22 protein-coding genes are annotated in these 23,184 nt (G+C 66.9%); 13 read left to right on the top strand and 9 right to left on the bottom strand.

Annotated features, from left to right (window positions below; all coding sequences use genetic code 11):
* Positions 1–57: 57 nt before the first annotated feature.
* Together ACT2FV_RS07780 and ACT2FV_RS07775 are read right to left on the bottom strand one after the other, a co-directional pair.
* Positions 58–489 (bottom strand): MarR family winged helix-turn-helix transcriptional regulator, encoded by a 432-nt coding sequence (locus ACT2FV_RS07780; protein ID WP_059601511.1) that lies wholly within the window; start codon positions 487–489, stop codon positions 58–60.
* A gap of 107 nt (positions 490–596) precedes the next feature.
* On the bottom strand, positions 597–1,517 hold the full coding sequence (locus tag ACT2FV_RS07775) for a LysR family transcriptional regulator (protein ID WP_124621032.1): 921 nt from the start codon (positions 1,515–1,517) through the stop codon (positions 597–599).
* Between the two features lie 110 nt (positions 1,518–1,627).
* Here ACT2FV_RS07775 and ACT2FV_RS07770 point away from each other — a divergent pair, with 110 nt between their 5' ends.
* From ACT2FV_RS07770 to ACT2FV_RS07760, 3 genes are all read left to right on the top strand, one after another.
* Positions 1,628–2,056 (top strand): MarR family winged helix-turn-helix transcriptional regulator, encoded by a 429-nt coding sequence (locus ACT2FV_RS07770; protein WP_059601516.1) that lies wholly within the window; start codon positions 1,628–1,630, stop codon positions 2,054–2,056.
* Between the two features lie 67 nt (positions 2,057–2,123).
* Positions 2,124–3,371, top strand: coding sequence for an aconitase X (locus ACT2FV_RS07765; RefSeq protein ID WP_444503568.1), 1,248 nt, complete (start codon positions 2,124–2,126; stop codon positions 3,369–3,371).
* Positions 3,364–3,813 (top strand): aconitase X swivel domain-containing protein, encoded by a 450-nt coding sequence (locus ACT2FV_RS07760; protein ID WP_151048352.1) that lies wholly within the window; start codon positions 3,364–3,366, stop codon positions 3,811–3,813. Before ACT2FV_RS07765 ends, ACT2FV_RS07760 begins: the two co-directional genes overlap by 8 nt.
* A 278-nt stretch (positions 3,814–4,091) precedes the next feature.
* Here the strand turns inward: ACT2FV_RS07760 and ACT2FV_RS07755 are convergent, their stop codons facing one another.
* The gene (locus tag ACT2FV_RS07755) at positions 4,092–5,174 is read right to left on the bottom strand and encodes an AraC family transcriptional regulator (protein ID WP_174908528.1); all 1,083 of its coding nucleotides are present in this window, start codon (positions 5,172–5,174) and stop codon (positions 4,092–4,094) included.
* 76 nt (positions 5,175–5,250) lie between these two features.
* Between ACT2FV_RS07755 and ACT2FV_RS07750 the strand changes: the two genes are divergently transcribed.
* A complete protein-coding gene (locus ACT2FV_RS07750) occupies positions 5,251–7,284 on the top strand; it encodes an oxidoreductase (RefSeq protein ID WP_444503567.1) in 2,034 nt (677 codons plus the stop codon).
* A 199-nt stretch (positions 7,285–7,483) separates the two neighbouring features.
* Here ACT2FV_RS07750 and ACT2FV_RS07745 read toward each other — a convergent pair whose 3' ends face one another.
* Together ACT2FV_RS07745 and ACT2FV_RS07740 are read right to left on the bottom strand one after the other, a co-directional pair.
* Positions 7,484–7,888, bottom strand: a complete 405-nt coding sequence (locus tag ACT2FV_RS07745) for a DUF2471 family protein (RefSeq protein ID WP_059601528.1) — start codon at positions 7,886–7,888, stop codon at positions 7,484–7,486.
* Between the two features lie 186 nt (positions 7,889–8,074).
* Positions 8,075–8,968, bottom strand: a complete 894-nt coding sequence (locus tag ACT2FV_RS07740; protein ID WP_124901346.1) for a LysR family transcriptional regulator — start codon at positions 8,966–8,968, stop codon at positions 8,075–8,077.
* An 86-nt stretch (positions 8,969–9,054) separates the two neighbouring features.
* Here ACT2FV_RS07740 and ACT2FV_RS07735 point away from each other — a divergent pair, with 86 nt between their 5' ends.
* On the top strand, positions 9,055–9,840 hold the full coding sequence (locus ACT2FV_RS07735; RefSeq protein WP_444503566.1) for an NAD(P)H-dependent oxidoreductase: 786 nt from the start codon (positions 9,055–9,057) through the stop codon (positions 9,838–9,840).
* Between the two features lie 288 nt (positions 9,841–10,128).
* On the opposite strand, the gene catC is transcribed toward ACT2FV_RS07735, so the two are convergent.
* The 3 genes from catC to ACT2FV_RS07720 are packed head-to-tail and all read right to left on the bottom strand — an operon-like array spanning position 10,129 to position 12,535.
* Positions 10,129–10,419, bottom strand: a complete 291-nt coding sequence (gene catC, locus ACT2FV_RS07730) for a muconolactone Delta-isomerase (protein WP_011355923.1) — start codon at positions 10,417–10,419, stop codon at positions 10,129–10,131.
* 43 nt (positions 10,420–10,462) lie between these two features.
* Entirely contained in the window at positions 10,463–11,365 is a 903-nt protein-coding gene (gene catA / locus ACT2FV_RS07725; protein ID WP_124621045.1) for a catechol 1,2-dioxygenase, read from the bottom strand.
* A 36-nt stretch (positions 11,366–11,401) separates the two neighbouring features.
* A complete protein-coding gene (locus ACT2FV_RS07720; RefSeq protein WP_059601568.1) occupies positions 11,402–12,535 on the bottom strand; it encodes a muconate/chloromuconate family cycloisomerase in 1,134 nt (377 codons plus the stop codon).
* A gap of 91 nt (positions 12,536–12,626) precedes the next feature.
* Between ACT2FV_RS07720 and ACT2FV_RS07715 the strand changes: the two genes are divergently transcribed.
* Positions 12,627–13,517, top strand: coding sequence for a LysR family transcriptional regulator (locus tag ACT2FV_RS07715; protein WP_059601570.1), 891 nt, complete (start codon positions 12,627–12,629; stop codon positions 13,515–13,517).
* Between the two features lie 172 nt (positions 13,518–13,689).
* Here the strand turns inward: ACT2FV_RS07715 and andR are convergent, their stop codons facing one another.
* Positions 13,690–14,646 (bottom strand): anthranilate 1,2-dioxygenase regulatory protein AndR, encoded by a 957-nt coding sequence (gene andR, locus ACT2FV_RS07710; protein ID WP_059601572.1) that lies wholly within the window; start codon positions 14,644–14,646, stop codon positions 13,690–13,692.
* A gap of 212 nt (positions 14,647–14,858) precedes the next feature.
* On the opposite strand from andR, the gene andAc reads away from it, so the two are divergent.
* The 7 genes from andAc (at position 14,859) to ACT2FV_RS07675 (ending at position 23,183) form a co-directional block, all read left to right on the top strand.
* Positions 14,859–16,148: an anthranilate 1,2-dioxygenase large subunit AndAc gene (andAc, locus tag ACT2FV_RS07705; protein ID WP_124621047.1), complete on the top strand. Its 1,290-nt coding sequence runs from the start codon at positions 14,859–14,861 to the stop codon at positions 16,146–16,148.
* Positions 16,145–16,633: an anthranilate 1,2-dioxygenase small subunit AndAd gene (gene andAd, locus ACT2FV_RS07700; protein WP_059601577.1), complete on the top strand. Its 489-nt coding sequence runs from the start codon at positions 16,145–16,147 to the stop codon at positions 16,631–16,633. The genes andAc and andAd overlap by 4 nt, the downstream gene beginning before the upstream one ends.
* Positions 16,634–16,649: 16 nt before the next feature.
* The gene (gene andAb, locus ACT2FV_RS07695; protein WP_039344765.1) at positions 16,650–16,976 is read left to right on the top strand and encodes an anthranilate 1,2-dioxygenase ferredoxin subunit AndAb; all 327 of its coding nucleotides are present in this window, start codon (positions 16,650–16,652) and stop codon (positions 16,974–16,976) included.
* Positions 16,966–18,186: an anthranilate 1,2-dioxygenase system ferredoxin--NAD(+) reductase gene (andAa, locus tag ACT2FV_RS07690; RefSeq protein WP_444503565.1), complete on the top strand. Its 1,221-nt coding sequence runs from the start codon at positions 16,966–16,968 to the stop codon at positions 18,184–18,186. The genes andAb and andAa overlap by 11 nt, the downstream gene beginning before the upstream one ends.
* A 165-nt stretch (positions 18,187–18,351) precedes the next feature.
* On the top strand, positions 18,352–19,638 hold the full coding sequence (locus ACT2FV_RS07685) for a DUF445 domain-containing protein (RefSeq protein ID WP_444503564.1): 1,287 nt from the start codon (positions 18,352–18,354) through the stop codon (positions 19,636–19,638).
* Between the two features lie 441 nt (positions 19,639–20,079).
* On the top strand, positions 20,080–21,720 hold the full coding sequence (locus ACT2FV_RS07680; RefSeq protein WP_059601583.1) for an acetolactate synthase large subunit: 1,641 nt from the start codon (positions 20,080–20,082) through the stop codon (positions 21,718–21,720).
* 29 nt (positions 21,721–21,749) lie between these two features.
* Positions 21,750–23,183, top strand: a complete 1,434-nt coding sequence (locus tag ACT2FV_RS07675) for an aldehyde dehydrogenase family protein (protein WP_444503563.1) — start codon at positions 21,750–21,752, stop codon at positions 23,181–23,183.
* The last annotated feature ends 1 nt before the right edge of the window (position 23,184 follow it).

The following is a 23,184-nucleotide window of genomic DNA, read 5'->3' as shown; positions in this document are numbered from 1 at the left end:
CCTATGTATATGCACTTACTGAAGCGACCGACGATGCGTCGCCGATCGGGGAGGGGGTTAGCGTTCCGGGAGGTTGTGCGTGATCCGGAACAATTCGTCTCTGAGGCGGGCGGCCTGCGCCGACCCGAACCGCTGCTCGAACGCCTCCTGCGCGGCGAGCCAGTGCACCTGCGCTTCGGCGATCTTCGTTTCGCCTTGCGCGGTCAGCGCGAACGTCTGGCGGCGGCAACGCGGCTCGATCCTGCCCGTGACCAGCGCCGCGCCGACCAGCGGCTTGAGCGCGCGCAACAGCGCGGTGCGCTCGATCACCAGCACCGCCGACAGCATCGCCATCGTTACGCCCGGGCGCTCCCTCAGCAGCGCGAGAATGCTGTACTGCGACGGCGTGACGCCCGCCCGCGACAGGTAGCGCTCGTAGAACTGCGAGATCCGCCGGGCGGCTTGCCGGACCGCGAAGCAATCGTCATCGGTAAGCGTGGTCTTGTGCATGTGCACATGTTAGGTGGCAGAGCGGCCTGAAGCGAGTGGCGGTGCGGGATCAGATTGGTGCCGTGGCTGTACCAATCGACGATGGAACGGCGCGTTTTCGCGCCGGATCAGGCAGCGGCCGGAACAATCCCGCCTTGGCGGTCGCAGTACGCGGCCGTGTAGTCGATGAACGCCTTGACCTTCGCCGGCAGCAGCGCGCGGTTCGCGTAAGCGAGCTTGATTTCGACGAACGCGTCGACGAGGTCGGCATCGTCGAGCAACTGCACGAGCGCGCCCGACGCGAGCTCTGCTTCGACGAGCGTTCTCGGCACGACGCCGATACCGAAGTCGTGCATCACCATTTCGCGGTTGAAGACGGGGCTGTTCGACGAGATGTCGAAGCTCAACGGCACGACCAGCGTGTCACCGTCGACGCGGAACGACAGCGCGGGCCGGCGCAGCGACGGCGACATCGGGATGAACGCATGACCGGCGAGGTCGGTCGGCGTTTCGGGACGCGGATGCGTGCGCAGATACGCGGGCGTCGCGACGATCACGACGGGTATGCGTTCGACCAGCCGCACGACGGTCGTCTCGCTCGTCAGCATGTACGGCACGACGATGCCTATGTCGTAGCCTTCGCCGACGAGGTCGACCGGGCGCTCGGTCAGCGTGACGTCGAGGCGCACCTTCGGATGCGCGGCCTTGAAGCCGGCGATCAGCGGCACGAGCCGGTTGAGCGCGGCCGTCGTGTGCGCGACGAGGCGCAGCAGCCCCTCGGGCTCGCGCGTGTGCGACTGCGCCTGCGCTTCCAGCGAATCGAGTTCGTCGAGCACGGCCGCGCAGCGTTCGTAGATGCGCTCGGCGGTCTCGGTCAGCGAGACCTGGCGCGTGGTCCGGTGCAGCAGGCGACTGCCGAAGCGCGCCTCCAGATCCGCGACCGCCCGCGACACGACCGGCCGCGCGAGGCCGTGCATGTCGGCGGCGCGCGTGAAGCTGCGCATTTCCACCACCGACCGGAAGATCCGCAGCTTGTCGATGTAGTCCATGTCCGTCTCCTCGAGGCGATGGCGGGGCGCCTGATGCACGCGGCCGGCCCGGCCATGTTACGGCGGAGTGTACATTGACTTTATGCATATGCACATATAAATTGCCGTTCATGAACGATATCCAGATCGCCCAGGCCTGCAATTGCCTCGCGCTGCGTCAGGCGGCGCGCTTCGTCACGCAACTTTACGAGCGACATCTGGCCCCGGTCGGTGTCACGCCCGCGCAGTTCTCGATCATGGCGAATCTGTCGCACCGGCCCGGCCTGGTGATGAGCGAACTCGCCGACACGCTGGTGATGGATCGCACGACGCTGTTGCGCGCGCTGAAGCCGCTGCAGCGCGACGGCTTCGTTGCCGCGGCCGCATCCGAGCATGACGCGCGCGCGCACGCGCTCAGCCTGACGAAGCTCGGCGAGCGCACCTACGCGCAGGCGAAAGTCGCGTGGCAGGCCGCGCAGGACGAGTTCGAGACGCAGTTCGGCCGCGGCCGCGCCAAGGCGCTGCGCGACGAGCTGTTCAGCCTGACGGCGCAGCGATAGGCGCAACGCGCGCGGTAGTATGACAAAAGCGATCCGGATCCACCGGACGAGACACGAGGAGTCCCCCATGCTGCAGTTGAGCGAGCGCGACGATGCGATGTTGCGCGGCGCATTCGGCGACGGCGTCGCGCGCGCGATGCGGATCGTCGCGCGCACGGCCGACGTCATGTCGGCGCCGCACCTGATCGACATCACGTCCGCGCATATCGACGGCTGTCTTTACCACGGCCAGACCAGCCTCGACTTCGTCGAATATTTCGTCGACACCGGCGCGCAGGTCGCGGTGCCGACCACGCTGAACGTCGGGTCGCTCGACCTGATCCATCCCGAGCTGTATCACGGCGACCGCACGATCCAGCGAGATGCGCAACGCCTGATGGACGCGCATCTCCAGCTCGGCTGCGAGTCGAGCTTCACGTGCGCGCCGTATCAACTGAAGAATCGTCCGCGCCTGGGCGAGCAGATCGCGTGGGCCGAATCCAATGCGATCGTGTTCGCCAACTCGGTGCTCGGCGCGCGCACCAGCCGCTACGGCGACTTTCTCGATCTGGCCGCCGCGATCACCGGGCGCGCGCCGTATGCGGGGCTGCACGTCGAATCGAATCGCGCGGCACGGATCGTGTTCAACGCGCCGGACTTCGGCAACCGGCCGTCGCGCGACATCTACTTCGCGGCGCTCGGATTGCTGATCGGCCGGATCGCCGGTGCAACCGTGCCGGCGATCGTCGGGCTGCCGGCCGACACCACCGAAGACGAACTCAAGGCGCTCGGCGCGGCCGCCGCATCGAGCGGCGCGGTCGCGCTGTTCCATGCGGTGGGCGTCACGCCCGAGGCGCCGACGCTCGACGCCGCGCTGCACGGGCAGGCGTCGCAGCGAACCGTCGATGTCGCGATGGCCGATCTCGACGAGATCCGCCGCACGCTGAACCACGGTGCGGCCGGCGATGCGCTCGTCGCGGTCGCGCTCGGCACGCCGCACTTCTCGCTGGCCGAATTCCGCACGCTCGACGCGCTGCTCGACCAGTTCGACGGCAAGCCCAAGTGCGATTTCTACGTGAACACGAGCCGCTTCATCCTGTGGGAACTGGACGAGCTCGGGCTTGCCGGCAAGTTCGACGCGCGCGGCATCCAGATCGTCGTCGACACCTGCACGTACATCACGCCGGTGATGAAACAGCTGTCGGGCCTGGTGATGACGAACTCGGGGAAGTGGGCGTCGTACGCGCCCGCGAACATTGGCGTCACGGTGGCGTACGGCAGCATGCGCGAGTGCGTGCGCTCCGCGTTCGAGGGAAAGGTGCGATTCGATGACTGAAGCAATGGTTCGGAAACTGACGGGCGATACGCTCGTGCCGGGCAGCGCATGCGCGAAGACGATCGTGCTCGACAAGCCGCTCAGCTTCTGGGGCGGCTACGACTCGGGCGCGGGGCGGATCGTCGATCGCGGGCATCCGCAGGCGGGCGCGAGCCTGGCCGGCCGGATCATGGTGATGCCGCACGCGAAGGGATCGAGTTCGAGCAGCAGCGTGCTCGCGGAAGCGGTGCGCAATGGCACGGGGCCGGTCGGGATCGTGCTGAAGGAGCGCGACCTGATCATCTCGATCGGCGCGATCGTCGCCGCCGAACTGTATGCGATCGCGGTGCCGGTGGTGTGCGTGACCGATGCGGTGTACGACGCGATCGTCGCCGCGACGGGCGACGTGCGGATCGAGGCAGGCCAGGGTGACGGCTGCGCGCGGATCGACGTCGGCAGCTGACGCGTCACGCGCTCGCCGGCTCGGAGGAAGCGGGTGTGCGGCGTGTCTTCCCGCACGAGCGACAGCGCATTTCTTGCCGGCCATCTCGCGCTTGCCGCCCGGTCGTGCGGGCCGCCGGATTTCGGACCATACAATTAGGCCGAACGCCGAACGCCGAACGCCGAACGCCGAACGCCGAACGCCGAACGCAGGATCGTGCTCGGCGCGAAGCGGCCGATTGCCGTTCGACCGAACGATGAAATCCCGACCGGGCGCGTGGTGCCGCCTGCGTTCGCCGGTCATTCGCGCGTGGTCGCGGCGGCGGCTTCCCGATAGGCGCTCGGCGTCTGCCCGGCCCAGCGCCGGAATGCCCGCGTGAAATTCGCCGGATCGGTGAACTGCAGCCGCTCGGCGATCGTCTTCAGGTCGAGATCCGACGCGGACAGCAACTGCTTCGCGTCGCGAAACCGCGCTTCGTCGAGCAGTTGCCGGTAGCTCGACCCGGCTTCCTCGAGCCGGCGCCGCAACGTGCGCGTCGATACGAGCAGCGCGTCGGCGAGCGCCTCCGGACTTGAATAGTTGCCGGCCGTTCGCGCCAGTTCCGCGCGCACGCGCTCGACGAGATCGCCTTCCTCCTGACGCACCTGCGCATACTCGCGCTCGACCTGCACGAGCGCTTGCCGGTGCGCGACTTCGTCGGCGAGCGGCAGCGGCCAGTCGAGTACGTCGCGGGCGATCCACAGCGCGTTCGCCGCACAGCCGAATTCGACCGGCGGCAGCTGGTCGCGATAGCGTGCGAAGTAATCGGGCTGCGGCCATGCGAAGCGCAGCGCGATCGGCGGCGATGCGCGCCCGGACCACTGCGAGATGTTCTGCGCGAGCCCCGTCAGCACGAACTCGAACATCACGTGATGTTGCAGCACCGGGCTTGCCTGCACGCCGTGCAGTTCGAGCGTCGCGCCGTGTTCGTCCTCCGCATAGGTCAGCCGATACTGGCGGTTGCGCATCCGGAAGTAGCGCTGCGTGACGACCAGCGCTTCGCGGATGTCCCGCGCGGTCAGCGTCGCATAACCGAGGAAGCCGTGCACGGTCGGCTTCAGCAGCAGCCCGAACGCGAGCCCGATGCCCGGATCGCCGCCGATCTCGATCGCGTTGAGCACGAGCCGGCCCCATTGCGACGGCGCGACGCGCGCGTCCGGTTCGGCCAGCACGGCGTCGCGCAGCCCGGTTCCCGCGCGCACGGCGGCCGGATCGACGCCGCGCTCGGCGAGCGCCTGCAGCAGCAGGCGCGTATAGGCGACCGGAATCGTCGGCCGGCGTAGCCCGAGGTGGTCCTTGCGTGACGGGGAGGTCATGTCGATTTGGCCGGAAATGACAAGCATTATGGCTGTTTGCCCCCTCACGTTCAAGGCGGCGCGCGGCCTACGATGGCACGTATCGATTATCGGCAGACTCACCATGACGACTTCCTTTCCCCACCTGCTCGCGCCGCTCGACCTGGGCTTCACCACGCTGAAGAATCGGGTGCTGATGGGCTCGATGCACACGGGCCTCGAGGACAGCCGCAAGACGCTGCCGCGGCTCGCCGACTATTTCGCCGAACGCGCGCGCGGCGGCGTGGGCCTGATCGTGACCGGCGGCTTCGCGCCGAACGTGGCCGGCTGGACCAAGCCGTTCGGCGGCACGCTGATGACGTCGGCCGGCGCGCGGCGCCATCGCGTGATCACCGATGCCGTGCATGCGGACGACGGCAAGATCGCGCTGCAGATCCTGCATACCGGCCGCTACGGCTACCACCCGTTCGCGGTCGCGCCTTCGAAGATCAAGTCGCCGATTTCGCCGTTCGCACCGCATGAACTCAGCGCGCGCGGCGTCGAGCGGCAGATCCGCGCGTTCGTCCGCTGCGCGCAGCTTGCGCGCGAGGGCGGCTACGACGGCGTCGAGATCATGGGCTCCGAGGGCTACCTGATCAACCAGTTCATCTCGATGCATACGAACAAGCGCAGCGACCAGTGGGGCGGTTCGTACGAGAACCGGATCCGGCTGCCGATCGAGATCGTCGAGCGCACGCGCGAGGCGGTCGGCCGCGACTTCATCCTGATCTACCGGCTGTCGATGCTCGACCTGATTCCGGACGGCAGCGACTGGAGCGAGACCGTGCAGCTCGCGAAGGCCGTCGAGCGCGCGGGCGCGACCATCATCAATACCGGGATCGGCTGGCACGAGGCGCGCGTGCCGACGATCGCGACCTCCGTGCCGCGCGGCGCGTTCGCGTGGGTGACGAAGAAGATGAAGGGCGAGGTCGGCATTCCGCTCGTGACGACCAACCGGATCAACCGGCCCGAGGTGGCCGAGCAGATTCTCGCGGACGGCTGCGCGGACATGGTGTCGATGGCGCGCCCGCTGCTCGCGGATGCCGAGTTCGTCGTCAAGGCCGCGCAAGGCCGGGCAGACGAGATCAACACCTGCATCGGCTGCAACCAGGCGTGTCTCGATCACGCGTTCAAGAACAAGATCGCGTCATGCCTGCTGAACCCGCGCGCATGCCACGAGACCGAGCTGGTTTATACGCGCGTGCAGCAGCCGAAGCGCATCGCGGTGGTCGGCGCCGGGCCGGCCGGGCTCGCGTGCTCGACCGTGCTCGCGCAGCGCGGCCACCACGTCGACCTGTTCGACGCGGCGCCGGAGATCGGCGGCCAGTTCAACATGGCGAAGCGGATTCCGGGCAAGGAGGAGTTCGACGAAGCGCTGCGTTACTTCGGCCGTCAGGTCGAGCTGACCGGCGTGAACCTGCACCTGAATCGTCGCGTCGACGCGAGCGACCTGATCGCTGGCGGCTACGACGAGATTGTGCTCGCGACCGGTGTGGCGCCGCGCGACCCGAAGATTCCCGGCCAGGATGGGCCGAACGTGCTCAGCTACATCGACGTGCTGGCCGGCGGGCAGCCGGTCGGCCGGCGTGTCGCGGTGGTCGGCGCGGGCGGCATCGGCTTCGACGTCGCCGAATATCTGGTGCAAGGCGGCGAGTCGCCGACGCTCGATCTGGAAGAGTGGAAAGCGGAGTGGGGCGTGACCGATCCGGCCGCGACGCGCGGCGGCGTGACGCGCGCGCAGGTCGCGGCGCCGGCTCGCGAAGTGACGCTGCTGCAGCGCAAGGCCGCGCCGCTCGGCAAGGGGCTCGGCAAGACGACCGGCTGGATTCACCGCGCGACGCTGAAGATGAAGCAGGTGAAGATGATCGGCGGCGTGAACTACGAAATGATCGATGCGCGCGGGCTGCACGTGTCGTACGGCGAGCAGCGCACCGATCATGAACTGATCGAAGCCGACACGATCGTGCTGTGCACGGGGCAGGAACCGCAGCGCGCGCTGCTTGCGCCGTTGCAGGCGGCCGGACGCTCGGTGCATCTGATCGGTGGTGCGGAACTGGCCGCCGAGCTCGATGCGAAGCGGGCGATCGATCAGGGCTCGCGGCTCGCGGCGCGGCTGTAACGGGTGTCGTTCCGGGTTGCGAAGCGGCGGAGTGCGTCACGCGGCGATGGCCCGCCTGCGCGACGCCTCGCGACTTCCCGCGCGGTGATTCATTCGACGTGCCGGGGCATGCGGACGACCTGGAAAGGATGCACCGCGTCGCCATGCAACGTGGCGACGCGATTCTGGCAGAACGCCATTCGCCACCGGCCGGCGGACGTCAGGCCGCTTCGGCCCGCTCTTCCTCTTCCGCTTCCAGCATCGCCTTGACGATCAGGTAGACGGCCGGCAGGTCGTCGTCGTCGCGACGCCAGTCGACCGGCTCCTCGACATCCGCCGCGACCAGCCGGCTATCGCGCAGGCGGATGAACGCATCGACGACGGTCGGATCGTTGCGGCTCAGGAAACCGGTATTCGAGAACGCGAGTTCCTCGACGTTCAGCAGCGCCTGCCAGCTCATTGTGCGGACGGCGGCCGGATGCGTGCGGCGTCGCAGGCCGAGCGCGCGTTGCGCGGGGCCGCCGACGACACGCTGCAGGTCGACGACTGCCCGCTGCGCGGCACGCTCGAAGTGCGCGGGGTTGAAGCCGGGTTGCTCGGGATCGAATGCGGATGACTGGAACATGGTCGCCTCACAAAAGTCCGTCCGTCATGGGTGACGGAATTCGGGTCAAATGGTGCAAAAGCACTGTAAATATATACAGTGTTCAAGGCGGTTTCAAGTCCTGAATGCATGTCTGTTTGCCGGCATGGGGGCGAGCGCGGCGGCGACGCTGGCCGACGCGCGCACCGCGCGGCTTTCGCGAACGATTTACACCGACGCCGCGATCGTCTCCCGCAACCACCGATGCGCGGGATCGCGATGCACGCGCTCGTGCCAGAGCATCGACATTTCGTAGCCCGGCACCTCGACCGGCGCTTCCACCACGCGCAGCGCGGGCACGTCGCGCACCAGCCGCTCGGGCAGCATCGCGACGAGATCCGTGCTGGCGACGGCCGACATCACGAACAGGAAATGCGGAACGGACAGCACGACACGCCGTGCGGCGCCCGCCTTCGCGAGCGTTTCGTCGGTCACGCCGAAGAAGCCGCCCCCGTCGGGCGACACGATCACGTGTTCCAGCGCGCCGAACTGCGCGAGCGTCGGGCGCCGCTTCAGCTTCGGATGCCCGGCGCGGCCGACGAGCACGTAGCGCTCGACGAACAGCGGCAGGCGCCGCATCCCCTCCGGCGAACCTTCTGTCGTGTGGAAGGCCAGGTCGATGCCGTTTCGCTCCGCGTCCTGCTCGATGCGCGGCGGCACGAGCTCGACGACGGCGAGTCGCGTCGCGGGGGCGGCCGATCGCAGCGTGTTCAGCGCGGGCAGGACGATCGTCGATTCGCCATAGTCGGTCGCGGCCACGCGCCACGTGTTCGTCGCGGTCGCGGGATCGAACGGCGTGGCCGTCAGCACCGCGCGTTCGACTGCTTCGAGTGCATCCCGTAGCGGCGCGCGCAGCGTTTCCGCGCGCGCGGTCGGCCGCATCCCGCGCGGCCCCGGCAGCAGCAGTGGATCGCCGAACAGATCGCGCAGTTTCTGCAACTGCACGCTGACCGACGGCTGCGACATGTTCAGTTTCTCGGCCGCCCGCGTGACGTTGTGCTCGGCGAGCAGCACGTCGAGCGTGACCAGCAGGTTCAGATCCAGTCGTCTGAGATTGTTCATGGCTATACCTGGAATGTCGGGAATTCATTTCCAATATACCGTCGGCGACGGCATCCTGCAGTCATTCAATCAACGGAGTGACGAACATGAATGTGCTGATCGTTTATGCCCATCCGGAACCACGTTCGCTGAACGGCGCGTTGCGCGACTTCGCGGTCGAGCATCTCGAAGCCGCGGGCCATGCCGTGCAGGTGACCGATCTGTACGCGATGAACTGGAAGGCCGCGTTCGATGCGCATGACGTGACCGACCGTGCGCCCGACGCGCGCTTCGATCCCGCGCTCGATTCGAAGCGCGCGTTCGAAACGGGCACGCAGCGCGACGACATCGCGCGCGAACAGGCCAAGCTGAAGTGGGCCGACGCGGTGATCCTGCAGTTTCCGCTGTGGTGGTTCTCGATGCCGGCGATCATGAAGGGCTGGGTCGAGCGCGTGTATGCGTATGGTTTTGCGTACGGCGTCGGCGAGCATTCCGACCAGCATTGGGGCGACCGTTACGGCGAGGGCTCGCTGGCGGGCAAGCGGGCGATGGTGATCGTCACGACGGGCGGCTGGGAGTCGCACTACAGCGCACGCGGCATCAACGGGCCGATCGACGACGTGCTGTTTCCGATCCAGCACGGGATCCTGTATTACCCGGGGTTCGACGTGCTGCCGCCGTTCGTGATTTACCGGACGGGGCGGATGAACGACGTGCGCTTCGACGAAACGCGTGCTGCGCTCGGCAAGCGTCTGGACGAACTGTGGACCGCGCAGCCGATTCTGTTCCGGCGGCAGAATGCGGGCGATTACGAGATTCCGGCGCTGACGCTGAAGGCGGAGATCGCGCCGGGCAAAGAGGGATTTGCCGCTCATCTTGCGCATGCGTATTGATTGCGCGTGAGAGGCCGTCGCGGGAAAGTGCGGTGTGGGCCTATCGGCGCCTGCAATCAAATCGAGTCGTTTCCGGAGATCGACGCGACGCGTCTGCGCAATAGGCCCGCACGGACCGCGCAGCGAATCCGTCGCGACGGAGGGTGTGTGGCGACAATGTCGCCGACAAGATGGGGGCGCAGAAGTAGCCGTGCGGCAACCTGATCCGACGCTCCGGATGTCGAAATGAAACGGGCGGCCCGCAATGTGATCGCAGGCCGCCCGTTTTGTCAGTGCTCGACCGCCTGGTTACCGATCATCCTCCCGCACCGAAGAAGGATGCCGGCACAGCGCCCGCACCTCCATCTCCATATACGGAAACAACGGCAGCTGGCTCAACAGGTCATGCAGCTGCTGCACGCTTTCCACATCGAAAATACTCACGTTCGCATACTGCCCCGCGATACGCCACAGATGCCGCCAGGTCCCTTCGTTCATGAGCCGCTGGCACATCGCCTTCTCTTCGGCCTTCAACGTGGCCGCCTTGACCGGATCCATGTCCGTCGGCAGACGGACGGTCATTTCCACATGAAACAGCATCCTGTGCTCCTTGCGTTGTCGATTCGTCGAACGGGACGGCCGCTCAGGCCTGCGCCCGCGCCCGCGCGACTTCGCTCGCCGGCACGTCCTGCTTGTCCTTGAGCAGCGAGAAATCGAAGTCGATCAGCGCGAACGGCCCGTCGATGCCATACGGCTTGCCTTGCGCGCCCTCGGCCTGCTTGACCTTCGGGATCAGCCCTTCGCGGGTCGCGAATGCGAAGTCGTCCCAGATGTGCGGGTCGCCTTCGATGTTGATCTGCGTCGTCAGCTTACGATATCCGTCCGCGGAAACGAAGAAGTGGATGTGCGCCGGACGATGGCCGTGGCGGCCGAGCTGGTCGAGCAGCTGTTCGGTCTTGCTGCCCGGCGGCACGCTGTAGCCGACCGGCAGCACGCTGCGGAAGCTGTAGCGGCCCTCGGCATCGGTTCGGATCGAGCGGCGCAGGTTGAACGCCGGCTGCGACTGATCGAAGTACGAATAGTTGCCCAGATGGTTCGCGTGCCACACTTCGACGAGCGCATTCGGGATCGGCGCGCCGTCCTGACCGAGTACCTGACCGCGCATGATCAGCGTCTGGCCCGGATCGGTGCCGTCGTCGAGACGCGCATGGCCGACCGATTCCGGCGCGCCCGCGACGTACAGCGGCCCTTCGATCGTGCGCGGCGTGCCGCCCTGGAAGCCGGCTTTCTCCTCGGCCTCGTCCATCCGCACGTCGAGGAAGCGCTCGAGGCCGAGGCCCGCGGCGATCAGCCCGAATTCACGGCCGGCTTCGTTCAGGTAGTTGAGCGCGGTCCAGAACTCGCTCGGCTGCACGTCGAAGTCCTCGATCGTGTAGCAGATGTCCTTCACGATCCGGTTGACGATCGCGCGCACGCGCGGGTTGCCGGGCTTTTCCGCGGCGTCGTCGAAGGTTTTCAGCAGGGCGTCGATGGCTTGCTTGTTCATCTGTGTCTCCGGTTTCGGTTGTCGTGTCATGCGGGATCAGCGGGCGTCGCGTCGCATCCGTTCGATGCGGGCCCAGTCGAAGGTGATGCCGAGGCCGGGCGTCGCCGGCAGGTGCAGCTTGAAATCCTGGTAACGCAGCGGCTCGACGAGGATTTCCTCGGTGAGCAGCAGCGGGCCGAACAGCTCGGTGCCCCATTTCAGCGAGCCGAACGTGCTGAACAGCTGCGCGGACGCCATCGTGCCGGCCGCGCCTTCGAGCATCGTGCCGCCGTACAGGTCGATGCCGGCGGCCGACGCGATCGATGCGACGCTCGCCGCACCGAGCAGGCCGCCCGATTGCGCGATCTTCACCGCGAACACGTCGGCCGCGCGGTCCTGCGCGAGCGCGAATGCATCGACGGGGCCGTGCAGCGCCTCGTCGGCCATGATCGGAATCTGCGCGAGTTGCGTGAGGCGCTTCAGCCCCGCACGGTTGGTCGCCGCGATCGGTTGTTCGACGAGGCTCACGCCGGCCTCCGCAAGTCGGGCGCCCGCGCGGATCGCGTCGGTTTCGGTCCATGCCTGATTCACGTCGACGCGGACGTCGCCGCGCTCGCCGAGCGCGCGCTTGATCGCGATCACGTGCGCGACGTCATCGTCGACCGCATTCGAGCCGATCTTCAGCTTGAACGCGCGATGGCGGCGCGCGTCGAGCATCGCCTCGGCTTCCGCGATGTCGCGCTGCGTGTCGCCGCTCGCGAGCGTCCACGCCACGTCGACCGCATCGGTCGTGCGGCCGCCGAACAGCTCGGACAGCGGCACGCCGAGGCGGCGCGCCTGCGCGTCGAACAGTGCGGTCTCGAGCGCGCATTTCGCGAACCGGTTGCCCTGGAACAGCTTGCGCGCACGCGCCATCGCGGCGCCCGGTCGCGTCGCGTCCATGCCTTGCAGCAGCGGTGCGAAGTAGGTGTCGATGTTGACCTTGATGCTCTCGGGGCTTTCCTCGCCATACGCGAGACCGCCGATCGTGGTCGCCTCGCCGACGCCCTCGATACCGTCCGTGCATCGAACGCGGACCAGCACGAGGGTCTGGCAATTCATCGTGGCGACCGACAGTTTGTGGGGTCTGATCGTCGGCACGTCGACGAGCAGCGTCTCGACGCGTTCGATGGTGGCGGTAGTTGCTATCATGCGATTCCTCCTGTTGGTGCACATGGTAGGAATTTCCGCCGAGCGGCGTCCAACACTCTTTCCGACTACTTCCATACCTTTGAGGCATGAAATGGAATTGCGCCAGCTCCGGTATTTCATCGCCGTCGCGGAGGAAATGAACATCACGCGGGCGGCCGAGCGCCTGCACATGACGCAGCCGCCGCTGAGCCGTCAGCTCCAGGCGATCGAGGACGAGGTCGGGCTGCCGCTGTTCGAGCGCGGCGCGCGGCCGCTGAAGCTGACCGACGCGGGCCGCGTGTTCTATGCGCAGGCGACGCGCGTCGTCGAACAGGCCGACGAGCTCGGCCCGCTGACGCGCCGGCTCGCGCAGTTGTCGGAGCGGATCGTGATCGGCTTCGTGCCGTCGACGCTCTATGGCGCGCTGCCGGACGTGATCCGCGCGTTTCGCGAGGCGCACCCGGGCGTCGAGCTGTCGCTGATCGAAATGTTCACGCTCGAGCAGCTGGGGGCACTGAAGGGCGGGCGGATCGACGTCGGGTTCGGCCGCCTGCGCTTCGACGACGACCAGCTCGTGCGCGAGGCGCTGATCGAGGAAAAGCTGATCGCGGCGCTGCCGGTCGGGCATCCGCTCGCCGATCCTGGCCGGCCGTTGACGCTCGCGGACATCGCGAACGAGACGCTGATCGTCTATCCGAGCACGCCGCGGCCGAGCTTCGCGGACCAGCAGCTGTCCGCGCTGCGCGACGGCGCGCTCGTGCCGGCGGCCGTGCACGAGGTGCGCGAACTGCAGACGGCGCTCGGGCTCGTCGCCGCGCAGGTGGGCGTGTCGCTGGTGCCGGAAAGCGTGGAAGGCGTGCGCGTGAAGGGCGTCGTCTATCGGCGGCTGCCGGAACCCACGGCGACGTCGCCGATCATCATGAGCCGCCGGCTGCACGGCGAAAGCGCCGCGACGACCGCGTTCTGCGCGATCGCGCGGGAGATGATTGCGCCGGCAGCGTAGGGGCGGTATTTCCGTATTGACCGCAACTAACGGTCAAATTCGGCGTGCCAGGCCGAATGCGGAGCGGGTGTCGCGATGCGATGTCATCTGCCGCTGATGCTGGCGGACAGCGAGCCGGCAAGCCGGGCCGGCCGGCAACCGGCAAGCCGGCGTCCCCGCTTCCACTTACCACTTACCGCTTCCCGTCGAGCGTCTCCGAAGGCGATTCGCCGAACTTCTCCCGGTACGCGATCGCGAATCGCCCGAGGTGCGTGAACCCGCAATCGAGCGCGATATCGGCGATCCGTCGCTCGGACACCGACCCGCGCAGCAACTCCCGCGCATGCTCGAGTCGCGTCGCGCGCAGGTATTGCATCGGGCTCATTCCGCGGAACTGCAGGAAGGCGTCGCGCAGCGTCCGCTCCGGTACGTTGGCGGCCTGGACGATATCGATGAGCTGCAACGGCTGCGCGTAGTGTGCGTTCACGAACTCCTGCGCGCGCCGCACGAAGCCCGGCGCGGGATCCTGGCGCGCGCTCGGTACCGACGGCGGGTGGCCTTCGATCAGCAAATCGATCAGCAGATGCTCGAGCTGCGACGCGACGCGCGGGTTCGCGTTCGCCCGTTCGAGCAGCGCCGGCGAGCGGGCGACGAGCATCAGCTGCTGGCGCCACGCGGTGAGCGCGGCATCGCTGATGTGCAGCACGGGATCGAGCATCGCGCGCGGGTCGCCGGTCAGCGAACCGACGGTCGCGGCATCGATGCGCAGCACGAACTGCTCGCAATCGGCGGACAGCACCGCGTCGAAGCGCTCGCCGGGCGCGCACAGCACGCCGGTCTGCCCGTCGACGCCGAGCCGGCGCCCCATCGCGTGGACTTCCGCCTGCCCGGACAGGCAGAACATCAGCAGGTAATAACCGTCGACGGCGTCGACCTGCACGCGCATCGCGTCGCCGAACGCGATGGTGCCGATGCCGAGCCCGCCGAGCCGCACGAAATCCATATGCGATGCGCCTTGCACGCGGCCGCTCGGCAGCAGCGCGTGCGGCTGCATCACGCGCGAGATCCGCTCGCGCGTCTCGTCGAGATCGCGGGATTCGAACAGCCGGTGCGCACGCAGCGCAAGCGGCTCGAACGACGTTGGGGACATGGGCATCAGCCTTGGTATGAACGACGGGCGCTTCGATCCGACGAATGGGTCGGGATCGCGCTCGGGTCGCGTGTGTCGCCATGCTAGCGCAGAAATCCGCCGAAAGTGGATATTGCGCCGCCGCAATCGCACTTTCCGGATAGACGCCGAATTTTAGCTTTTCAAAAATCGGCTCCATGCAATCAACGAAACGGAACCAGAAGGAGTCCGACATGGAGCAGACAGAATCGCCCGTCGTATTCGCCGCGCGCGACGACGCGTCCGATGTGCGCTTTCCGCACGACGACGGCTCGCGCGTGCCGTACAAGGTGTTCAGCTCGCGCGCCGTCTACGATCGCGAGCAGGAACGCATCTTCCGCGGGCCGACATGGAACTTCGTCGCGCTGGAAGCGGAAATCCCGAACGCCGGCGACTTCAAGAGCACGTTCGTCGGCGACACGCCGGTCGTCGTCACGCGCACCGAGGACGGCACGCTGTCCGCATGGGTGAACCGCTGCGCGCACCGCGGCGCGCAGGTGTGCCGCAAGTCGCGCGGCAACGCGAGCTCGCACACGTGCGTCTATCACCAGTGGAGCTTCGACAACCAGGGCAACCTGCTCGGCGTGCCGTTCCGGCGCGGCCAGAAGGGGATGACCGGGATGCCGGCCGACTTCGACCCGAAGCAGCACGGGCTGCGCAAGCTGCGCGTCGACAGCTATCGCGGGCTCGTGTTCGCGACCTTCAGCGATGAAGTGGCGCCGCTGCCCGACTATCTCGGCGAGCAGATGCGTCCGTGGATCGACCGGATCTTCCACAAGCCGATCGAGTATCTCGGCTGCACGCGCCAGTATTCGAAGTCGAACTGGAAGCTGTACATGGAGAACGTGAAGGATCCGTATCACGCGAGCATGCTGCACCTGTTCCATACGACCTTCAACATCTTCCGCGTCGGGATGAAGGCGCGCTCGATTCCGGATGCGAACCACGGGCTGCACAGCATCATCACGGTGACGAAGACGAACGACGACACGTCGGCCGCGTACAAGCAGCAGAACATCCGCTCGTTCGACGAGGGCTTCCATCTGGAAGACGAATCGATCCTCGATCTCGTGTCGGAATACGACGAGGACTGCACGAACCATATCCAGCCGATCTTTCCGCAGCTCGTGATCCAGCAGATCCACAACACGCTGGTCGCGCGCCAGATCCTGCCGAAGGGGCCGGACAACTTCGAGCTGATCTTCCACTTCTTCGGCTACGCGGACGACACGCCCGAACTGCGCGCGCTGCGCATCAAGCAGGCGAACCTGGTCGGGCCGGCCGGCTACATCTCGATGGAAGACACGGAAGCGACCGAGCTCGTGCAGCGCGGCACGGTGCGCGACGCCGACGCGACGTCGGTGATCGAGATGTCGCGCGGCAACCCGGATCAGCAGGACACGGTGATCACCGAAAGCCTGATCCGCAAGTTCTGGGTCGGGTACCAGAAGCTGATGGGCTATCGAAGCGGGAGCGCGCAATGATGGAAAACCTGACGGAAGACATGAAGACGTGGTTCGAGATTTACATGCTCCAGAACCGCTACATCGGCCACCTCGACAACGACCGGCTCGAACACTGGCCGGAAATGTTCACCGAGGACTGCACGTACGAGATCGTGCCGAAGGAGAACGCGGATCTCGGGCTGCCGGTCGGGATCGTCCACTGCACGAACCAGCGCATGCTGCGCGACCGCGTGGTGTCGCTGCGGCACGCGAACATCTTCGAAGAGCACACGTACCGGCACATGACGTCGGGGCTCACGATCGTTGCGGAGCGCGACGGCGAGATCGACACGGAGAGCAACTACGTGGTCGTGCAGACGCGCAGCAACGGCGAATCGAACGTGTACCAGGCCGGCAAGTATTACGACACGGTCGTGCGCACGCCCGACGGGCTGCGCTACAAGACCAAGCGCGTGATCTACGACACGTCGCGCGTGCAGACGCTGCTCGCCACCCCGATCTGACAGCCAAGGAAATGACATGACCGAAGCAACGCTCGCCGAATGGCATCCGCTGGGCGCATTCGACGAATTCTCCGAAGACGAACCGGCGGCGCGCGTCGCCGGCCAGAAGCCGATCGCGGTGTTCCGGATCGGCGACGAACTGTTCGCGATGCACGACCTCTGTTCGCATGGTCACGCGCGGCTGTCCGAAGGCTATGTGGAAGACGGTTGCGTCGAATGCCCGCTTCACCAGGGGCTGATCGACATTCGCACGGGTGCGCCGAAGTGCGCGCCGATCACCGAGCCGGTACGGACTTATCCGATCCGGATCGTCGACGGTCAGGTGGAAGTCAATGTCGGCTGACCCGTTCGTGATCGTCGGTGCCGGCCATGCGGCGCGGCGCACCGCCGAGGCGCTGCGCGCGCGCGACGCCGACGCACGCATCGTGATGATCGGCGCGGAGCGCGAACTGCCGTACGACCGGCCCGCGCTGTCGAAGGACGCGCTGCTGGGCGACGGCGGCGAGCAGCGTGCGTTCATCCGCGATGCGGCATGGTACGACGCGCAGCGCATCGAGCTGCGGCTCGGCACGCGCGTCGATGCGATCGAGCGCGATGCGCAGCGTGTGCGGCTCGACGACGGCGCGACGTTGCCGTTCGCCCGCCTCGTGCTCGCGACGGGTTCGCGCGTGCGTGCGTTCGGCGGGCCGGTCGACGAAGGCATCGTCCCGCATTACGTGCGCACCGTTGCCGACGCGCGTGCGTTGCGCGCGCAGCTCGCGCCGGGGCGCCGCGTGGCGGTGCTCGGCGGCGGCTTCATCGGCCTCGAGGTGGCGGCCGCGGCACGCCAGCTCGGTTGCGACGTGACGGTGATCGACCCGGCTGCGCGCTTGCTGCAGCGTGCGTTGCCGGAAGTCGTCGGCGCATATGCGCGGCAACTGCATGACGCGCGCGGCGTGATCTTCCAGACGGCGACGCTGCCGCGCGCGATTCGCCGCGCACCGGGCGGCGGCGCGATCGTCGAGACCGATCGCGGCGACGTGCAGGCCGATATCGTCGTGGTCGGCATCGGCGTCGTGCCCAACGTCGAACTCGCGCAGGCGGCCGGCCTCGAGGTCGACAACGGTATCCGTGTCGATGCGGGATGCCGGACGGCCGATCGCGCGATCTTCGCGGCGGGCGAGGTGACGATGCACTTCAATCCGCTGCTCGGGCGTCACGTGCGGATCGAGTCGTGGCAGGTCGCGGAGAATCAGCCGGCGGTCGCGGCCGCGAACCTGCTGGGTGCGGACGAAACGTATGCCGAGCTGCCCTGGCTGTGGTCCGATCAGTACGATTGCAACCTGCAGATGCTCGGGCTGTTCGGCGGCGAGCGAACGATCGTCGTGCGTGGCGATCCCGCGAGCGGGCCGTTCACGGTGTTCGGGCTGGACGACACCGGGAAGATCGCTGCGGTGGCTGCGGCGAACCTGGGGCGCGACATCGGTGCATCGCGGCGCCTGATCGCGGCAGGCGCCGTGCCCGATCCGGTGAAGCTCGCCGATCCGGCGGTGAACCTGAAGACCTTTCTCTGAGGCAGTGCGCGAACGCGGCCAGCGCGGCCGTGTTCGCGCCGGGGTAGCTGAAACGTCGAGCGCAACCTGTTCCGGACAACCTTTCCGGCTCGGGCAACGCGCGCGGGTTTGTCGCGGGCCGGCGATCGGTGCATATTAGCGGCATTGCCGTTTCACCGGTCGCCCATGACGCCAGACAAAGCCCTCGAACTGAAACGCAGCAAGCGCCGCGCGCTATGGCTGCTGCTGGCCGCGGTCGCTGTATTCGTCACGACGATCCTGCTGCCGCGCGGCCCGTGGGTCGACGGTTTCAAGGCGGTGGCCGAGGCCGCGATGGTTGGCGCGCTCGCCGACTGGTTCGCGGTCGTCGCGCTGTTTCGCCGCGTGCCGATTCCGTTCGTATCGCGCCACACCGAAATCATCCCGAAGAACAAGGACAAGATCGCCGACAACCTCGCGGTGTTCGTGCGCGAGAAATTCCTCGGTCCCGACGCACTCGTCGCGCAGATCCGCCAGCACGATCCCGCACGGAAACTCGGCGCATGGCTCGGCGAGCCCGCGAACACCGACGCGCTCGGCGGCTACGTGACGAAGCTGATGAGCTTCGCGCTCGACATGACCGACGATGCGCGGATCCAGTCGTTCGTCCACGACGCGTTCCGCGCGGTGATCGACCGCATCGACCTGTCGCAATCGCTGGGCGCGATCCTCGACACGCTGACGAAGGACGGCCGCCACCAGGCGTTGCTCGACGATGCGATCGAGCAGGTGGTCGACGTGCTCGACAAGGAGGAGAACCGTGAGGTGATCGCGGGCTTCATCGTCGAATGGCTGAAGACACAATACCCGAAGGTCGAGAAGATCATGCCGACGCAGTGGTTCGGCGAGAACGGCGCGCGCATGCTGGCGAGCGCGGTGAGCCGCGTGCTCGAGGGCGTGGCGGCCGATCCGGAGCACGAGTTGCGGCAGCGCTTCGACCGCACGGTCGTGCGGCTCACCGAGCGGCTGAAGCATGACCCTGCGTTCATCGCGAAGGGTGACGAGATCAAGCGCTACATTCGCGACGGCGACGCGTTCAATGACTATGTGCGCGATCTGTGGGACCAGTTGCGCGCTTGGCTGAAGGCCGATCTCGCGCGGCCCGATTCGACGCTGCACCGGCAGGCCGCGACGCTCGGCGGCTGGCTCGGCGCGCGGCTCGCGCAGAGCCCGGCGCTGCGTGCGTCGCTGAACGAGCACATCGAGAAGGCCGTGCACGAGATGGCGCCGGATTTCGCGGATTTCCTGATGCGTCACATCCGCGATACGGTGCGCAACTGGGATGCGCGCGAGATGTCGCGGCAGATCGAGTTGAACATCGGCAAGGACCTGCAGTACATCCGCATCAACGGCACGCTGGTCGGCGGGCTGATCGGGCTCGGGCTGTATCTGGTCTCGCTGGTGCCGCGCTGGGCGACGGCGTGGCTGCATTGATGCGGGCGCGGCCGGTCGGTTGTCCGGACACTGAACGTGGCGCACGGCAGGGCATGGGTCGCAGTATGTAAGCCATGGTTTACATGTTGGGTGAATGAAATCGGCGTGCCTCCGACAATACGGTACGGCCGCGCGCGCCGTTTGACGTCGAATTGACCGTCAGGCCGATCCTTTCGCGCGGCCGGACCCGGCCATTCGGCCGAAGTCGGAATTCCGCGAATCCGTCTACAATCAAAAACGTCCTTGCCGCCCGTGCGTGCTTGCCGCGCGCGGGCGAATCCGTTTGTCCTCCTGCACAGGGAGGCGCCGCCGTGCGTTGCGCGGCGGGCAGTGCCGTGGTCAGTGTCCAGTAGGTAAAGCGTCCGCGTGCCGTAGGCCGGCGCGCGTTCTGAACGTCGCGCGCCCGTAAGCCGGGCAGGCGGCATCAACCGAGAGTCCCCCATGAAAGCATCGGATCTGTTCGTGAAGGCGCTGGAAGCCGAAGGTGTCGAGTACGTGTTCGGCATCCCCGGCGAGGAAAACCTCGATCTGCTCGAATCGCTGCGGCGATCGAAGATCAAGCTCGTGCTGACCCGGCACGAGCAGGCGGCCGGGTTCATGGCTGCCACCTACGGCCGCCTGACGGGCCGCACCGGCGTGTGTCTCGCGACGCTCGGGCCGGGCGCGACCAACTTCGTGACGGCTGCCGCCTATGCGCAGCTCGGCGGCATGCCGATGCTGATGATCACCGGGCAGAAGCCGATCAAGTCCAGCAAGCAGGGTCACTTCCAGATCGTCGACGTCGTCGGCATGATGCAGCCGCTCACGAAGTTCACGCGGCAGATCGTGTCGATCGGCAACATTCCGTCGGCGGTACGCGAGGCGTTCCGTCGCGCGGAGGAGGAGCGCCCGGGCGCCGCGCACCTCGAACTCCCGGAGGACATCGCGCACGAGGAGGGCGACGGCAAGCCGATTCCGCGCAGCTACAGCCGGCGGCCGGTGGCCGAGGAGAAGGCTGTCGCGCATGCGGTCGACGCGATCCAGGCCGCGCGCCACCCGCTGTTGATGATCGGCGCGGGCGGCAATCGCAAGACGACCTGCAAGATGCTGCTCGAATTCGTCGACAAGACGGGCATCCCGTTCTTCACGACCCAGATGGGCAAGGGCGTGATCGACGAAACGCATCCGCTGTGGCTCGGCAACGCGACGCTGTCCGACGGCGACTTCGTGCACCGCGCGATCGAGCATGCGGACTGCATCATCAACGTCGGCCACGACGTGATCGAGAAGCCGCCGTTCTTCATGCGCACGGACGACAAGACCGTGATCCACGTGAACTTCCTCGGTGCGCAGGTCGATCCCGTCTACTTCCCGCAGATCGAGGTGGTCGGCGACATCGCGAACGCGGTGTGGCAGATGAAGGAGGCGATCGCGCCGCAGCCGCATTGGGATTTCGCCCGCTTCGCGATGATCAAGGAGCATTTCGACGCGCATCTGGCGAAGGGCCAGCACGACCCGCGCTTCCCGATGTACCCGGTGCGGATCGTGAACGACCTGTACAACGCGCTGCCGACCGACGGGATCGTCTGCCTCGACAACGGGATGTACAAGATCTGGTTCGCGCGCTACTGGCGTGCGCACGAACCGAACTCGCTGCTGCTCGACAACGCGCTCGCGTCGATGGGCGCGGGCCTGCCGTCGGCGATCGCGACGAAGATCGTGCATCCGCAGCGAAAGGTGATCGCCGTGTGCGGCGACGGCGGCTTCATGATGAATTCGCAGGAACTCGAAACCGCCGTGCGGCTGAAGCTCGACATCGTCGTGATGATTCTGCGCGACGATGCCTTCGGGATGATCCGCTGGAAGCAGGAGAACATGAACTTCCCCGATTTCGCGATGACGCTGCAGAACCCCGATTTCGTGTCGTATGCGCAAAGCTACGGCGCGCACGGGCATCGCGTCGAAGCGGCCGACGATCTCGAGCCGCTGCTGCGCGAGTGCTTCTCGTCGCCTGGCGTGCACGTGATCGACGTGCCGATCGACTATTCGGACAACGAGCGCGTGCTGAACCGCGAGATCAAGCGGTTGTCCGCGCAACTCTGAATTCCCCGTTCACAGGAAGGAGTCGTTCCATGCTGAAGGAAACCTATCCGTATTACCTCGCCAACGAAGCCGTCTACGCGAACACCGATCTGGAAGTGACCGACAAGTTCAGCGGCAAGGTCGCGACGCGCGTCGCGCTCGCCGACGCGAAGGCGATCGATGCGGCCATCGGCGCGGCGGTCGGCGCCGCGAAGCCGATGCGCGAGTTGCCGGCCTACAAGCGACAGGCGGTGCTCGACCACTGCGTCGCGCGCTTTCGCGAGCGCTTCGACGAGCTGGCGGAGGCGCTGTGCATCGAGGCCGGCAAGCCGATCAACGATTCGAAGGGCGAGGTGACGCGGCTGATCGATACATTCCGCGTCGCGTCCGAGGAGTCGGTGCGCATCGACGGCGAGGTGATCAACCTCGAGATCTCGGCACGTGCGCAAGGCTACACCGGCTATACGCGGCGCGTGCCGATCGGCCCGTGCTCGTTCATCTCGCCGTTCAACTTCCCGCTGAACCTCGCCGCGCACAAGGTCGCACCCGCGCTGGCCGCAGGCTGTCCGTTCGTGCTGAAACCCGCGAGCCGCACGCCGATCGGCGCGCTGATCATCGGCGAGGTGCTCGCCGAAACCGACCTGCCGAAGGGGGCATTCTCGGTGCTGCCCGCACATCGCGACGGCGCGGACCTGTTCACGACCGACGAGCGCTTCAAGCTGCTGTCGTTCACGGGTTCGCCGGCCGTGGGCTGGGCGCTGAAGGAGAAGGCCGGGAAGAAGAAGGTCGTGCTGGAGCTCGGCGGCAACGCGGCGGCGATCGTCGACGCGGACCAGCGCGAGCAGCTCGACTACGTGGTCGAGCGTCTCGCGTTCGGCGCGTATTACCAGTCGGGCCAGAGCTGTATCGGCGTGCAGCGGATCCTCGTGCATGCGGATCTGTACGACGCGCTGCGCGACAAGCTGATCGCGAAGACGCGTTCGCTGAAGATGGGCGATCCGAAGGATCCGTCGACGTTCGTCGGCCCGATGATCTCCGAATCCGAATCGCGCCGGCTGTCCGGCTGGATGGAGGCGGCCGTCGCGGCGGGCGCGAAGATCGTCGCGGGCGGCAAGGTCGACGGCGCGATGTTCGAGGCGACGCTGCTGGAAGACGTCGGTCGCGAACAGGACCTGTACCGCAAGGAGGCATTCGGTCCCGTCGCGATCCTCGAGAAGTTCGAGCGCTTCGACGATGCGCTCGCGCGCGTCAACGACAGCGATTTCGGGCTGCAGGCCGGCGTGTTCACCGATTCGCTCGCGCATGCACAGCGCGCGTGGGACGAGCTGGAGGTGGGCGGCGTCGTGATCAACGACGTCCCGTCGTTCCGCGTCGACAACATGCCGTATGGCGGCGTGAAGGATTCGGGGCTCGGCCGGGAAGGGATCCGTTACGCGATCGAGGACATGACCGAGCCGCGCCTGATGGTCGTGAGGCGCCGCTAGC

This window comes from Burkholderia sp. PR2 (genome assembly GCF_052372875.1).
GTDB lineage: Bacteria > Pseudomonadota > Gammaproteobacteria > Burkholderiales > Burkholderiaceae > Burkholderia > Burkholderia diffusa.
Note: the sequence above shows the minus strand (reverse complement) of the source record. Positions and strands in the feature narration are given on the sequence as shown.

What these genes read in the sequence shown, in the direction of transcription:
- ACT2FV_RS07685 (WP_444503564.1), top strand. Translation starts at nt 18,352, where the DNA reads ATGACGCCAGACAAAGCCCTCGAACTGAAACGCAGCAAGCGCCGCGCG.
- catA (WP_124621045.1), bottom strand. Translation starts at nt 11,365, where the DNA reads ATGAACAAGCAAGCCATCGACGCCCTGCTGAAAACCTTCGACGACGCC.
- ACT2FV_RS07765 (WP_444503568.1), top strand. Translation starts at nt 2,124, where the DNA reads ATGCTGCAGTTGAGCGAGCGCGACGATGCGATGTTGCGCGGCGCATTC.
- ACT2FV_RS07780 (WP_059601511.1), bottom strand. Translation starts at nt 489, where the DNA reads ATGCACAAGACCACGCTTACCGATGACGATTGCTTCGCGGTCCGGCAA.
- ACT2FV_RS07740 (WP_124901346.1), bottom strand. Translation starts at nt 8,968, where the DNA reads ATGAACAATCTCAGACGACTGGATCTGAACCTGCTGGTCACGCTCGAC.
- andR (WP_059601572.1), bottom strand. Translation starts at nt 14,646, where the DNA reads ATGTCCCCAACGTCGTTCGAGCCGCTTGCGCTGCGTGCGCACCGGCTG.
- ACT2FV_RS07770 (WP_059601516.1), top strand. Translation starts at nt 1,628, where the DNA reads ATGAACGATATCCAGATCGCCCAGGCCTGCAATTGCCTCGCGCTGCGT.
- catC (WP_011355923.1), bottom strand. Translation starts at nt 10,419, where the DNA reads ATGCTGTTTCATGTGGAAATGACCGTCCGTCTGCCGACGGACATGGAT.
- ACT2FV_RS07750 (WP_444503567.1), top strand. Translation starts at nt 5,251, where the DNA reads ATGACGACTTCCTTTCCCCACCTGCTCGCGCCGCTCGACCTGGGCTTC.
- ACT2FV_RS07760 (WP_151048352.1), top strand. Translation starts at nt 3,364, where the DNA reads ATGACTGAAGCAATGGTTCGGAAACTGACGGGCGATACGCTCGTGCCG.
- ACT2FV_RS07735 (WP_444503566.1), top strand. Translation starts at nt 9,055, where the DNA reads ATGAATGTGCTGATCGTTTATGCCCATCCGGAACCACGTTCGCTGAAC.
- ACT2FV_RS07745 (WP_059601528.1), bottom strand. Translation starts at nt 7,888, where the DNA reads ATGTTCCAGTCATCCGCATTCGATCCCGAGCAACCCGGCTTCAACCCC.
- andAd (WP_059601577.1), top strand. Translation starts at nt 16,145, where the DNA reads ATGATGGAAAACCTGACGGAAGACATGAAGACGTGGTTCGAGATTTAC.
- ACT2FV_RS07775 (WP_124621032.1), bottom strand. Translation starts at nt 1,517, where the DNA reads ATGGACTACATCGACAAGCTGCGGATCTTCCGGTCGGTGGTGGAAATG.
- ACT2FV_RS07715 (WP_059601570.1), top strand. Translation starts at nt 12,627, where the DNA reads ATGGAATTGCGCCAGCTCCGGTATTTCATCGCCGTCGCGGAGGAAATG.
- ACT2FV_RS07755 (WP_174908528.1), bottom strand. Translation starts at nt 5,174, where the DNA reads ATGCTTGTCATTTCCGGCCAAATCGACATGACCTCCCCGTCACGCAAG.
- andAa (WP_444503565.1), top strand. Translation starts at nt 16,966, where the DNA reads ATGTCGGCTGACCCGTTCGTGATCGTCGGTGCCGGCCATGCGGCGCGG.
- ACT2FV_RS07680 (WP_059601583.1), top strand. Translation starts at nt 20,080, where the DNA reads ATGAAAGCATCGGATCTGTTCGTGAAGGCGCTGGAAGCCGAAGGTGTC.
- ACT2FV_RS07675 (WP_444503563.1), top strand. Translation starts at nt 21,750, where the DNA reads ATGCTGAAGGAAACCTATCCGTATTACCTCGCCAACGAAGCCGTCTAC.
- andAb (WP_039344765.1), top strand. Translation starts at nt 16,650, where the DNA reads ATGACCGAAGCAACGCTCGCCGAATGGCATCCGCTGGGCGCATTCGAC.
- andAc (WP_124621047.1), top strand. Translation starts at nt 14,859, where the DNA reads ATGGAGCAGACAGAATCGCCCGTCGTATTCGCCGCGCGCGACGACGCG.
- ACT2FV_RS07720 (WP_059601568.1), bottom strand. Translation starts at nt 12,535, where the DNA reads ATGATAGCAACTACCGCCACCATCGAACGCGTCGAGACGCTGCTCGTC.